Raw genomic sequence first — 12,333 nt, forward strand, 5'->3', positions numbered from 1 at the left:
ACACCTATTTTTACCACGAAGCGCACGAAGGACACGAAGGTCAATTATCTGCACAGATTTTATTCTTCGTCTCCTTCGTGATCTTGGTGGTTAACAAAACCTATGAAAATGTATTTTCATGAATTACGCCGGGTTGACAAAGAATGAGTTCACTCATGTGATTGGCCACGGTGGTCACCTTGTGGCTGAAGAGCGGGGCCTGGTCGCAATCGGTGGTAAAGTCGCCCACAATGTAGCAGTTGCCGATTCTGCGCGAACCGATGGCGGCCAAATCGGATCCGGCAATGCCGCAGGCTGAAACCACCCCCTTTTTGTCGGCAAAGGTTTCGATGAGCATTTTTTTATCCACCTGGCGGTCAAAGCCCTCAACGATAAGATCGCAGTCCAAGAACAATTCTGCGCAGTTTTTCGCGTCAATACGCTGAATCAGCGCCTCGATCTCTACCTTGGGGTTAATGCGGCTTAGGTTGATTTTAAGTGCCTCGACTTTGAACAGGCCGATCTGGTCGGAAAAATAAAACTGGCGGTTAAGGTTGCCGGATTCTACCCGGTCGAAATCGACCAGTTTGAGTTGCACAACGCCGCTTCGCACCAGGTTAAGTGCCACGTTGGAGCCGATACCGCCGACCCCTGCAATACCGATTTTCATCAGATGCAGTCCCAGTCTTTGTAAATCGGCTGGTAGCCCTGGGCGAGAATGGCATCGGCCACCTGAGCCACACTGCGGACATCGGTGATTTCAAATTGCGGCGTCTGACCCTCGGGCACCTCGGTATATCCACCGACACCGGTGCTTGACCCGGCAGAGTAACGGGTAACCCCCAGGGGCAGGATATGGTCGCGAAAGGTGGCGTTTTCACGGGTGGAGACGGTCACTCCCGAACGTGGCAGGAAGATGCGCAACGCGGTCATGAACTGAACAAAGGTTTTGTCATCCACCAGGTAGTCGGGTTGAAAATCGCCTTCCGCCTCGTTAAACCGGGGCAGGGAGATGGCGACTTCGGTATCGATATACTTGTTTTCAAGGTAGCGGGCATGTAATCCGGTGAAAAACATGTCCCGGCGCGGCTCGGAAAGACCCAGCAGCGCCCCGAGGTTGACCACCCGCATGCCGGCCATCGCGGCGCGTTCAGGCCCGTTGAGCCGCCATTGGTAATCCATTTTTTTGCCGGCCAGATGAACCCGTTTATAAACATCTTCGTCATAGGTTTCCTGGAACATGGTCATGGAATCGACACCGGCCCCGTAGAGTTGGCGGTAGTCATCAACCTCAAGCGGGTAGACCTCGATCGCCACGGATGCAAAATGTTTCTTGAGCAGTTGAGCCGCATCCACCAGGTATGACATGGGGGTCATGTGCTGAGCCTCACCGGTGAGAAAAAGTACATGCTGCATACCGGTTTTGGCAATGGCCTCGGCCTCAATCTCAATCTCTTCCAGGCTGAGCCTCCGGCGAAGGATGGGGTTTCTGTGATTAAACCCGCAGTAGGCACAGCCGTTGTTACAGTAGTTGGAGATGTACAACGGAATAAACATCTGGATCGTGCGTCCGAAATATTGCACGGTCAGGTGGTGGGCTTTGCGGGCCATGACTTCAAGATGTCCGGCAGCCCTGGGGCTCAGCAGGGTCAAGAAATCCATGGGACCGGGTTTTTCCTTGGCCAGACTGCGGATGACATCCTGATCGCTCACCTGGTCAAAAAAATGGGGAACGTCAAAATCCCGGTATCGCTCAACGATCTCGTAAAATGACATAATCTAATCCTCTTTATACCTCATACCTCGTCAAGGAATCCGGTGAGTGGAGAAGAGGCCCGGGCAAGGGTAGACTCTTCGGCCATTTCAGCCAGGTAGGCAGCCCGTCCGGCCTTGACCGCGAGATCAAAGGCGCGCCCCATAACTTCCGGGTCCCGGGCCGTGGCAATGGCGGTATTCACCAGAACCGCATCCGCACCCATTTCCATTGCAGCCGCTGCCTGGGAAGGCTTGCCGATTCCCGCATCGACAACGATGGGTACGGAGACGTTTTCAATTAACATGGCAATAAGCGGTTTGGTCTCCAGCCCCCGGTTGGTTCCGATGGGTGCGCCCAGAGGCATCACCGCCGCGGCACCCGCGTTTTCCAGCCGTTTGGCCAGGGGCAGGTCCGGCAGGACATAAGGCAGCACCTGGAACCCTTCTTTGGCCAGAATCTCCGTTGCCTTCAAGGTCTCCCAATTGTCCGGCATCAGGTATTTCATATCGGTGATGACTTCAATTTTAATGAAATCACCACAACCGGCTTCCCGGGCAATACGTGCAATGCGTACGGCCTGTTCTGCGCTTCGGACGCCGGATGTATTCGGCAGCAGGGTCACATGTTTGGGGATGTATTCAAGAATATTTTCAGACTGAGCCGTGATGTCCACACGACGCAAAGCGACAGTGATCATCTGTGAACCGCTGGCCGCGAGCATCTTGGGAATTTGCCCATGATTGCCGAATTTCCCGGTACCGGTCAGTAACCGGTTACTGAATTCTTTCCCCCCCAATCGAAGTACATCGTCTTTCATAATCAGCCTCCTCCGACAAAACTGAGCATCTCCAGGCAATCATCTTCCTGAAGTTCAGTTGTCGACCAAAATTCCTGTTTGATGATTTGCCGGTTAAGTTCAATAACCAGCGCCCCTGCATCGAGCTTTTTACAGGCGATCAACTGTGCCAACGTGCATGGCTCTATGCGTTCCTTGTTTCCATTGACAAAAATATTCATAGGCAAAAATCCTAAATAAAAAAAGCCGCTTGCCCTCAAGGGAAGGGCAAGCGGCTATAAAAATGCCTAAATCCGGATTTTTCCGGGTTTACTATTTTCTTGTCCGCTCTTCCCTTCGCCAGTATTATCCGGATCAGGTTCAATGGGTATTATCTCAGACGCTGTGCGCCACCCCAAACGATGAATCAAGCTATATATAGATTAAAAAGCTTTGTCAACCCTGGACTAAATATCAAAAGTTCCCTTAAAAACGGTTTGGGCAGGCCCGGTCTTAAAAATATGGCCGCTGGATTCATTCCATGAAATATCCAGGTCCCCGCCGTCCAGATTAACACGCACCTGACGTCCTGCCCGTCCCGTAAGATGGGCGGCCGTAACGGCAGCACAGGCACCGGTGCCGCAGGCAAGGGTTATTCCGGCCCCGCGTTCCCACACCCGCATTTTTAATTGCCTGTCAGAGACGACTTCAATGAACTCCACATTGGTTTTTTCAGGAAAACGAGGATGATTTTCCACCATGGGACCAATCGTTTCAATATCCACCAGTGACAAGTCATTCACAAAGATCACGGCATGTGGATTCCCCATGGAAACACAGGATACCAACATTGTGCCCTGGGCTGTCTCTATGGGTACCCCGAGGGCCATATCCCTGTCATGGACAAAAGGAATCTGCTGAGGCACAAGCCTTGGCACCCCCATATCCACGCATACGGAGACCACCTGTCCGCTTTGCTTTTTTTCAATCCGGGGCACCACGGTTCCGGCCAGGGTCTGAACCTTTATTTCATCTTTTACAAGAATATTGTTTTCGTACAGATACTTGGCAAAACAGCGCATGCCGTTGCCGCACATTTCAGGTTCGGACCCGTCTGAATTGATGATTATAAACCGAATATCATGGGTATCAGAATGCCGGGCCAGGATAATGCCGTCGGCACCGATGCCGAACCGCCGGTGGCACAGGCGCACAGCCAGATCCGAATAGTCAATATATCCTGCAATGGTCTTGTCCCGGTCATCCAGCATGATAAAATCATTGCCGATACCGTGCATTTTCCAGAAATCTATACGCATTGTTTATCCTTATCTATTTTTCTCTTTTTCACTCACTGAACCCGGGACAGGGTCTCAAGAATATGCTCACCAAGCGCCTCAACCTGCCAGTTTCGCATGCCCGGAATCAGCAACAAATCTTCCAGGCTTGCCGGCTTGCCCGCAGCCACAGCGCAAATCATATTGTTGTTGATCAAAAATCCCGGTTCCATGGCCAAAGTCTGGGACGCTGTTTCACGCATTTTTTTCAATGCATCAATACGGGCAAGGATCTGGGAGGTTTTCCTGGGCATCCGGGTTTTGGGATAGGACGGCAGTTCCCGGTGAGGTAAGGCAAGAGCGGTTTCAATGGCCTTGACGCATAACTGCCCGTACATGCCGCTCTGTTTAGGGCTAAGGGCCCGATGTTTCAATATCGACTCGACACTGGTCGGCCTGTGCTGAACCATGGTCAGAATGGACTGGTTGGACATAATTTTAAAGGGAGGCAGATCCTTTTTCTCGGCCTCGGAAAGTCGGACTTCCAGCAAATGCTCCAGCACGGCAAGGCTGCGGTTGTCAAGTTTTCCGGCTCCCTTGAACCGTCTGAACAAGGGTCTTGAATGATTGCTCTCGTATTTGACCCTGGCCTGCAACTCAAACTCCTCTTCAGCCCAGGCCAGACGCCCGATCTTTTCAAGACGTTCTTTTAAAAGGTCATGCAGGTCCACAAGCGTTGCCACATCCCCCACACTGTAGGCAATCATCTCCTCTTTCAAGGGCCGTTTTGACCAGTCCACCTTCTGGTATTTTTTATCCACATCAATATCAAAAAAAGATTTCAAAAGTGCGCCCAATCCCCGTTCCTTAATATTTAAGAAACGGCAGGCAATCTCGGTGTCAAACAGGTTTTCAATTTCAACGGACAACTCCCGGTCAAGGCTTCTGACATCAAAGTCTGATCCATGAAACACCTTGATAATCTCCGGGTTTTCAAGAATTCGGGAAAAGGGTAAAAAATCATTGATCAGAAAAGGATCCAGCAGCCAGGCCTGGTTTGGGCCTGCAATCTGGATCAGGCATATCTTTTCTGAAAAACAGTGCATGGAATCGGCTTCCAGATCCACACCGATTATTTCACAGGGTTCAAGTTTCAGGCATACTTGTGCCAGGTCTTTGTCCGTTGTTATAAACTGATAAACCACCTTAGTTTTCCCTTGATTGTTTAAAACACTTCTTTTAAAATTCTTTTTTTTAATTAACGGCTTTTTCTTACAATGCCTGATCATACGCTGCCTTTGGAAATAGGGCAAGATCGGGGCATGATATATAAAACAGGAAGTAAAAAAAAAATGATTCAAATAACTTTCCCGGATAATGCAGTAAAAGAATTTAACGAACCGCCCACAGGCATGGATGTGGCAAAAAGCATTTCCGAAGGATTTGCCCGCAACTGCGTGGCTATGGCAATAGAGGGCAAAGCCCTTGATTTAGGCACGGTCATTGAAGAGGACAGTGCAGTGAGCTTTATCACCGCCAACGACGACCAGGGGCTGGATATCCTACGACACTCCTCAGCCCATGTCATGGCCGAAGCCGTACTCAACCTCTACCCGGACGCCAAACTGACCATCGGTCCTGTGGTTGAAGATGGATTTTATTATGATATTGACATGGATCCGGTAAGCGAAACTGACCTTGAAAACATTGAAGCGGAGATGAAAAAAATCATCCAGGCCAAGGCAGGTTTTGAACGGCAGGTGGTCACACGGCAGCAGGCGCTTGAGCTGTTTGCCGACAATCCGTTTAAGGTGGAACTGATTAACGAGTTGCCCGAAGGCGAAGAGATCTCTTTGTACCAAAACGGCAAATTCATTGACCTGTGCCGCGGCCCCCATATCCCCAACACCGGCATGATCAAGGGGGTCAAACTCTTAAAAACCTCCGGTGCCTACTGGCGGGCGGATCAGTCCCGGGAACAGCTCCAGCGGCTGTACGGCATCTCCTTTTTTGACAAAAAGAAACTCAACGCCTATCTCACCATGATTGAGGAAGCCAAGAAACGGGACCACAGGAAACTTGGCACCCGCCTGGATCTGTACTCTTTCCATGACGAAGCACCGGGTATGCCCTTTTTCCATGCCAAAGGCATTGCCATGTGGAATGCGCTTTTGGAATACTGGCGCATGGAGCATAAAAAAGACGGGTATGTGGAGACCAAAACCCCGGTGATGATGACCCGAAAACTTTGGGAGCAAAGCGGTCACTGGGAAAACTACCGGGAAAACATGTACACATCCACCATTGATGACGAGGAATACGCCATCAAACCCATGAACTGTCCCGGCGGCATGATCCTTTACAAAACAACATCCCACTCTTACAAAGACCTGCCCCACCGGGCCGGAGAGATCGGGCTGGTGCACCGCCATGAATTTTCAGGCGCGTTGTCAGGATTGTTCCGGGTCCGGGCCTTTCACCAGGATGATGCCCATATTTTCATGACCCCGGACCAGATCCAGGAAGAAGTTTTAGGCGTTTTGAAACTGGCTGAACGGGTCTATGCGCGGTTTGGACTATCCTTTCACCTGGAGCTCTCCACAAGGCCTGAAAAATCAATCGGCACGGATGAACAATGGGAAACCGCCACCAACGGACTGCGCAATGCCATAGAAGCTTATGGCCGGGAATTCATGATCAATGAAGGGGATGGTGCATTTTACGGTCCCAAGATAGACATCCACATCAAGGACGCTTTGGGCAGAACCTGGCAGTGTGGCACCATTCAGCTGGACATGGCGCTGCCGGAACGTTTTGATCTGACTTACAAGGGCGCGGACAATGAAAAACACCGGCCCATCATGATCCACCGGGTGATCTACGGCTCCATGGAACGGTTTTTCGGTATCCTTGTGGAGCATTTTGCAGGCAAATTCCCCCTGTGGCTGGCCCCGGTCCAGGCCGTGATCCTGCCCATCAACCAGGAACTGGCTCCCTATGCAAAAGAGATCCAACACCTGTTGGCGCTCCATGACATCCGCTGCGACGTAGATGACAGAAGCGAGACCCTTAAAAAGAAAATCAGAGAGGCCCAACTGGACTATATTCCTTTAATCATCACCATTGGGGACAAGGAAAAAGAAGAAAAAGTATTGTCGGTGCGCACGTTGGACGGCAAGGTCAAAATGGGGGTCACCCACGAAGAATTCCTGACCAAGGTCTGCGCCCATATCAGAGACCGGGTCCTGGAGGGAATTGATCTTTAACATATTAAATCATGCCTGATTTTTCAGATAAACCGGCACAGATTCTATATTACGGCGCCCTGAACCCGGGCTTATGTACCCCATAATGACAAAAAAAACACAGGAGGAACACGCCATGGAAATCACCTGCCTGCTTGAAAACAACACCACGGACCCGCAACTTGCAGCGGCCCACGGCTTAAGTTTTTTTATCCGCACAGGCACCCGGTCCATTCTTTTTGATATGGGACCGGACCAAAAATTTGCAGACAATGCAAAACATCTGGGTGTGGACCTGTCAAAAACGGACATAGCCGTGCTGTCCCACGGGCACTATGACCATGGCGGCGGCATCCCGCAGTTTCAAACGATCAATGACAAAGCAGCAATCATCATGACCCGGGGGGCCATTGAAGGCAGATACTATGCCCGCTACAAGAATAATGAACCCCGATATATCGGCCTTGATACCGATGCCATTGACAAAAGCCGGTGCCGGTTTATTGGTGCGGACCTGGCCTTGTCCGAGGATTTAACCATTATCACGGATTTTTCAAAAAAGGGCTTTATCCCCCAGGGCAATTCAGACCTTTTAAGGCAGCAGGAAGACGGGAAACTGATTGAGGATGAATTTTCCCATGAACTGGCCCTGCTGATCGTGGAAGACGGTACCTCGGTTCTGTTCACCGGATGCGCCCACTCGGGCATGGGGAATATGATTGATACGGTCCTTACCCGCACGGGCCGGGGTCATATTGACCATGTAATCGGCGGATTCCACCTGTATAATCGCATCACCCGGGTCACAGAACCGGACAGCCGCCTGGATATTCTGGTCGACGAACTGTCATCCCATAGCGGCACAACCTATTATACCGGTCACTGTACGGGTCCTGATGCCCCGGCTTACATGTCCCGCAAAATGACACGCCCAATCAACGTGTTTGCCACAGGTACCCGGCTTGAACTCTGATTTGTCCTATATCAATCCCGGAAAAATCTGTCATGATCCGCCTGACCTAATACGTCCATCACGCAGTTGGGGAGGAGACAAGACGGTCCTTTTGTAGCCGGGTAATTTGTACAGGGTATTTAATTAACTATTGCAATTTGGCGCAGGGGATGTTTAATCATTCCAAGAGGGTTGATTTTCAAAAGGAATTATGCAGATCTGCTTAACATAAAAATTATCATGTTATGCAGTTAGATAATCACTCTTGAATGATATACAGATCTGCTGAACATATTGTTATGCGAATACTATGGAGTTGTGAAGTATGATTGCTGGAAATACATTAGCACCATCGCCAAAGGAGAAATGCTAAGTGAGTGGAGATTCAACATATCTAAACACATCTGTAATCAATATCGCACGCAAAGATGTGGCAAGGCTGCCCCGTAATATGACAGTTCAGCAAACGTTGGACGAAATCAGGCAAAAGGGGCTCGGCGAAAGAATTGTCTATTTTTACGTAGTGGATGAAGATGATCGCCTGGTGGGAGTTGTGCCGACCAGGCGATTGCTCTCCGCACCGACAGAACAGCGGATTTCCGAAATCATGATCACCCCTCCCATAATGATTCCGCAGCACACAACGGTGTTTGAGGCCCACGAATATTTTATGCGGCACAAATTCCTGGCGTTTCCGGTGACGGATGAGCAGGGACGCATACTGGGCGTGGTCGATATCGCAATGTTTACCGGCGACAACTTTGATGTGGCCGATCGGGAAGACATGAACAGGGTTTTCGAGACGATCGGTTTTCGCATCATGCAGGTACGGGAGGCTTCCCCGCTTCGGGCCTTCCGGCTCCGGTTTCCATGGCTGCTTGCGACTATCACCAGCGGTACGGTGTGCGCACTGTTGGTTGGCGTGTACGAGGTAACATTGGCCAAGAGTCTGATATTAGCCTTTTTTCTTACGCTGGTGCTGGGTTTGGGCGAAAGCGTAAGCATTCAATCGATGACTTTGGCTATTCATAGTTTACGGTCGCGACAACCAGATTGGCTATGGTACATACGAGCATTTTACCGCGAGGTGAGCGCGGCAATGTTGCTAGGTGTCGCTTGTGGGCTTGTGGTGGGCCTGATTGCCTGGCTATGGCGTAACGAAGGAATGGCGGCACTTACGATTGGCGCCAGCATCATGCTGACGCTGTGTGGCGGGGTATTCTGGGGGCTAACTATTCCGTCGCTACTGCACAAGCTGAAACTGGACATGAGGATTGCCGCCGGACCAATCACTCTGGCATTGACCGACATTTCAACAATCCTGATCTATTTCAGTATAGCAAAAGCATTATTGTGAGAGTGAAGGCGTTTAAAAAAAAACGTTTGCCAAGGAAGCGAACGGGCCTTGGGGGGAGATGATAAATGAAAACATTCAAGAACATTCTTTACGTGGGTGAAGATACTGCAGATCAAGTGTCGGCTGTCGCACGCGCCGTGTCCATGGCAGAAAATAATCAGGCAAGACTGACTGTCATCGATGTCATCGCTCCGGTTCCTGAACCTCACCTTTCAGGGACAGTCCAGCACCATATGCAAAAGTTGGACTCTTTAGTCGGACCTTACCGAAATCGCCTGACAATTAAAATTGATGTGTTGGCAGGAACGACTTTCCTTGAGGTAATTCGGTCGGTACTGCGTAATGCATATGATCTGGTAATCAAGGCTGCGGAAGACCCCGATTTTATAAAGAGACTGTTTGGCAGTGACGATATGCATTTGTTGCGCAAATGCCCTTGTCCGGTATGGCTGATGAAACTACCCGAAAAAACCAACTACAAATGTGTCTTGGCAGCTGTCGATTTCGACCCATTGCAATTTCACGCATCAGAACAAGCCTTCAATACTGAAATTATTGATCGGGCCGCTGCGCTTGCCCTCTCCGACACAGCCTTCCTGCATATTGTCCATGCGTGGGAAGCTTTTGCCGAAAAGGCTATGTTGGCTCATGGCGACATCTCAATTGAGAGTGTCACCGCTCATGTCCAAAAACAGCAGTTAATACACCAAAAAGAACTCCATAGACTTGGAGAAGCGTTGCGGAACCGTATCGGTGCCGACGGCTATAGTAAGATTTCTCCCAGCTTTCATCTGCCCAAGGGACCGACAAAAAAGGTTATCCCTCCTCTTGCGGCGGGGTTAGGGGCGGATCTGGTCGTCATGGGGACGGTCGCCCGTACTGGCATATCAGGGTTGATTATTGGCAATACCGCAGAGGCTATTCTCGATCAGCTTACATGTTCTGTGCTTGCCATAAAGCCTTCCGGGTTTAAGACACCAGTGAAATTGGACGAATGACATTACTGATACTATGCCCTATTTTGGGACTGCCTTAATGGTAGAATGCTCGCATAACAACCGCATCAACTCGGACTGGCAATTCCGCTGCGCTCCATTGCCAGCCGGTTATGCGGAGCGTTCACGGCGGCTCCGCCGCCGTGAATCGCGGTGCTGACTTCGTCCAGCACCTTGTCCAGTCGCCTCTGGCGCCTGAACAAGGTACTGGACCGGTCACCGCACACCGATCATTCAGACTGCGTCTGCCTGATCGGCGTACGGCGCCGGTCAGCACCGCGATTAAGTCTATGGAGTAATTATGACTAAGTACGTACCTTCCAAAATAGAATTAAACGGCGCATTGGATCATATTTATTACGAGATTTCTCAATTAGCTATGACAATGGTAGAGTCAAAAAATCCAATAATAAACAATGCCTTGGTTGAATCCAGGCTCATCCATGTTAGAGCGTTACTTGATTTTTTTCAAAAGACCAACAGAACAAGAAGCAAAGGGGTCGAACTGGATGACGTCCTGTCATCAGATTATGGGTTTCCAGCACAACAGGTAGGCATTCCATCTGAATATCAGGAAAGGTTAAATAAAGATTTGGCTCATTTAACCTATTCTCGATCTCGGCGCCTTCCGAGCGATAAGCCATGGCCTCACGACCAAGTGATAGTACCGGTTTTAAAACATGCGTGTCATTTTGCTGACCATTTAATTTCGAGTTATTTGCCACAGAATTGCCCGGAAAAATTGAATGAATGGAAAGGATTGGCAGACCGCTAAAGGTAGTATAAAAAGATTTAATAGGGATAGGGACGCCCCTCGCGGGGCGCCCCTCCCACACCACCGGACATACGGGGCCGTATCCGGCGGTTCGGCTGGTCAAAACAGGTACAGATAAAATACATCCGGCCTGCCGGGCTTTAATCAAGCAGAACGCTACCGACATTTCAGCGTCCGCTCCATTATGTCGGTAAGAACATGCTCTTTGATAACCGCGACCATTTACCCAAACCATTCGGCTTGGGCACCGTTCGGGCCTTCATCGGGGTGAGACCTCCGGGTATACTTCTCCCGCTTTCGGGAGGCCCAGCTCGTTTCCATCGACTACTATGCCCTCTGCTGACTTCTGCCACGTGATCGCCTCCCCTTACGGTTCGGTCAGTCCTTTGATAGACATCGCGGCAGATCTCCCGGGGTAAACACATGTCTTTCGGTACGCGAATGCCGAGTTTACGGACACACCTTAAGATGGATATGAAATCTGGGTGAAATCTGGGGACACCTTAAATCTGGGGACATCTATGATAAGTTTTGTCAAGGGGAAAATGTAGATTTCCCTTCACTTTTTAAAGACATTCTCCAAAAGCGTTAAATGGCCCATTGCATTAACTCCTGATCTTTTTAATCTATTTCATTTAAGTGCCAAAAAGATAAAGATCTTTTGACCAGACATCTATTTGCTGTATCAGGTCCTTTTGTAAAGGAACCATCACAGAAGATTAAGTTTGGGTAAACCCGCTGACCTTGAAACACTATAAATGATGTATCACGGCGGTTGCCGATCACATAGTCCCCAGAAAGCAAGGACCAGCGGGAAGATCTATTGTAAATGCAATGCTATTAATGTATCAATCGGACCGTATCAGGCAGCCTGATATGGAGCTGTCACCTCAAAATCCTTTTTGGATTTTTCAACAGCCAGCATATAGGCTACAAGTTTTCTTGCTACGGCCAGGGTCGCTCTATTCTTGTTTCCCTTTCTCAATTCCCTTTCATGAATTTCAGCCAATTGAGGATTCCAATGTGGTGCAAGTTTTGCCGCCTCAACCAGAACAGTTTGCAAATGTTTATTTCGTTTTTTGGATATCGGACCACGACTTTCTTTGCCGCCAGATTCTTTTTGAGCCGCGCAAAGGGCCACAATAACTAACTGCCTGACGTACTGCTCCAAATCGCTCTACCTCACCTACTTCCAACACCCAGGTTAAAGCCGTCACCTCTC

Annotated in this window: 12 protein-coding genes and 1 riboswitch; of the genes, 5 read left to right on the top strand and 7 right to left on the bottom strand. The window is 49.8% G+C overall.

Annotated features, from left to right (window positions below):
- Positions 1-100 precede the first annotated feature (100 nt).
- From thiF to DESPODRAFT_RS18400, 6 genes are all read right to left on the bottom strand, one after another.
- Positions 101-649 (bottom strand): sulfur carrier protein ThiS adenylyltransferase ThiF, encoded by a 549-nt coding sequence (gene thiF / locus DESPODRAFT_RS18375; protein ID WP_004075723.1) that lies wholly within the window; start codon positions 647-649, stop codon positions 101-103.
- Positions 649-1,755 carry a 2-iminoacetate synthase ThiH gene (gene thiH, locus DESPODRAFT_RS18380; RefSeq protein WP_004075724.1) on the bottom strand — a complete coding sequence of 369 codons (1,107 nt, stop codon included), beginning with the start codon at positions 1,753-1,755 and terminating at the stop codon, positions 649-651. The genes thiF and thiH overlap by 1 nt, the downstream gene beginning before the upstream one ends.
- A gap of 20 nt (positions 1,756-1,775) precedes the next feature.
- Entirely contained in the window at positions 1,776-2,552 is a 777-nt protein-coding gene (locus tag DESPODRAFT_RS18385) for a thiazole synthase (RefSeq protein ID WP_004075725.1), read from the bottom strand.
- Positions 2,553-2,554: 2 nt separating this feature from the next.
- Positions 2,555-2,752: a sulfur carrier protein ThiS gene (gene thiS / locus DESPODRAFT_RS18390; RefSeq protein ID WP_004075726.1), complete on the bottom strand. Its 198-nt coding sequence runs from the start codon at positions 2,750-2,752 to the stop codon at positions 2,555-2,557.
- Positions 2,753-2,843: 91 nt separating this feature from the next.
- Positions 2,844-2,938, bottom strand: a riboswitch (TPP riboswitch).
- A gap of 39 nt (positions 2,939-2,977) precedes the next feature.
- Complete coding sequence (gene dapF / locus DESPODRAFT_RS18395; RefSeq protein WP_004075727.1) at positions 2,978-3,829, bottom strand: diaminopimelate epimerase; 852 nt, start codon at positions 3,827-3,829, stop codon at positions 2,978-2,980.
- 32 nt (positions 3,830-3,861) lie between these two features.
- The gene (locus DESPODRAFT_RS18400) at positions 3,862-4,992 is read right to left on the bottom strand and encodes a ribonuclease D (RefSeq protein ID WP_040016472.1); all 1,131 of its coding nucleotides are present in this window, start codon (positions 4,990-4,992) and stop codon (positions 3,862-3,864) included.
- Between the two features lie 147 nt (positions 4,993-5,139).
- On the opposite strand from DESPODRAFT_RS18400, the gene thrS reads away from it, so the two are divergent.
- From thrS to DESPODRAFT_RS18425, 5 genes are all read left to right on the top strand, one after another.
- Positions 5,140-7,053: a threonine--tRNA ligase gene (gene thrS / locus DESPODRAFT_RS18405; RefSeq protein ID WP_004075729.1), complete on the top strand. Its 1,914-nt coding sequence runs from the start codon at positions 5,140-5,142 to the stop codon at positions 7,051-7,053.
- A gap of 85 nt (positions 7,054-7,138) precedes the next feature.
- The gene (locus DESPODRAFT_RS18410; protein ID WP_245531968.1) at positions 7,139-8,005 is read left to right on the top strand and encodes an MBL fold metallo-hydrolase; all 867 of its coding nucleotides are present in this window, start codon (positions 7,139-7,141) and stop codon (positions 8,003-8,005) included.
- Positions 8,006-8,357: 352 nt separating this feature from the next.
- A complete protein-coding gene (locus tag DESPODRAFT_RS18415) occupies positions 8,358-9,341 on the top strand; it encodes a magnesium transporter (RefSeq protein ID WP_004075731.1) in 984 nt (327 codons plus the stop codon).
- A 65-nt stretch (positions 9,342-9,406) separates the two neighbouring features.
- Complete coding sequence (locus tag DESPODRAFT_RS18420) at positions 9,407-10,339, top strand: universal stress protein (RefSeq protein ID WP_004075732.1); 933 nt, start codon at positions 9,407-9,409, stop codon at positions 10,337-10,339.
- 298 nt (positions 10,340-10,637) lie between these two features.
- Positions 10,638-11,111 carry a hypothetical protein gene (locus DESPODRAFT_RS18425; protein ID WP_004075733.1) on the top strand — a complete coding sequence of 158 codons (474 nt, stop codon included), beginning with the start codon at positions 10,638-10,640 and terminating at the stop codon, positions 11,109-11,111.
- Positions 11,112-11,973: 862 nt separating this feature from the next.
- Here DESPODRAFT_RS18425 and DESPODRAFT_RS18430 read toward each other — a convergent pair.
- A complete protein-coding gene (locus tag DESPODRAFT_RS18430) occupies positions 11,974-12,282 on the bottom strand; it encodes a transposase (protein WP_083843610.1) in 309 nt (102 codons plus the stop codon).
- Positions 12,283-12,333 lie beyond the last annotated feature (51 nt).

Source organism: Desulfobacter postgatei 2ac9 (assembly GCF_000233695.2).
Lineage (GTDB): Bacteria > Desulfobacterota > Desulfobacteria > Desulfobacterales > Desulfobacteraceae > Desulfobacter > Desulfobacter postgatei.

Coding starts and splice junctions, on each gene's coding strand:
- DESPODRAFT_RS18385 (WP_004075725.1), bottom strand. CDS start 2,552: ATGAAAGACGATGTACTTCGATTGGGGGGGAAAGAATTCAGTAACCGG.
- thiF (WP_004075723.1), bottom strand. CDS start 649: ATGAAAATCGGTATTGCAGGGGTCGGCGGTATCGGCTCCAACGTGGCA.
- DESPODRAFT_RS18420 (WP_004075732.1), top strand. CDS start 9,407: ATGAAAACATTCAAGAACATTCTTTACGTGGGTGAAGATACTGCAGAT.
- thrS (WP_004075729.1), top strand. CDS start 5,140: ATGATTCAAATAACTTTCCCGGATAATGCAGTAAAAGAATTTAACGAA.
- DESPODRAFT_RS18410 (WP_245531968.1), top strand. CDS start 7,139: ATGACAAAAAAAACACAGGAGGAACACGCCATGGAAATCACCTGCCTG.
- thiH (WP_004075724.1), bottom strand. CDS start 1,755: ATGTCATTTTACGAGATCGTTGAGCGATACCGGGATTTTGACGTTCCC.
- dapF (WP_004075727.1), bottom strand. CDS start 3,829: ATGCGTATAGATTTCTGGAAAATGCACGGTATCGGCAATGATTTTATC.
- DESPODRAFT_RS18425 (WP_004075733.1), top strand. CDS start 10,638: ATGACTAAGTACGTACCTTCCAAAATAGAATTAAACGGCGCATTGGAT.
- thiS (WP_004075726.1), bottom strand. CDS start 2,752: ATGAATATTTTTGTCAATGGAAACAAGGAACGCATAGAGCCATGCACG.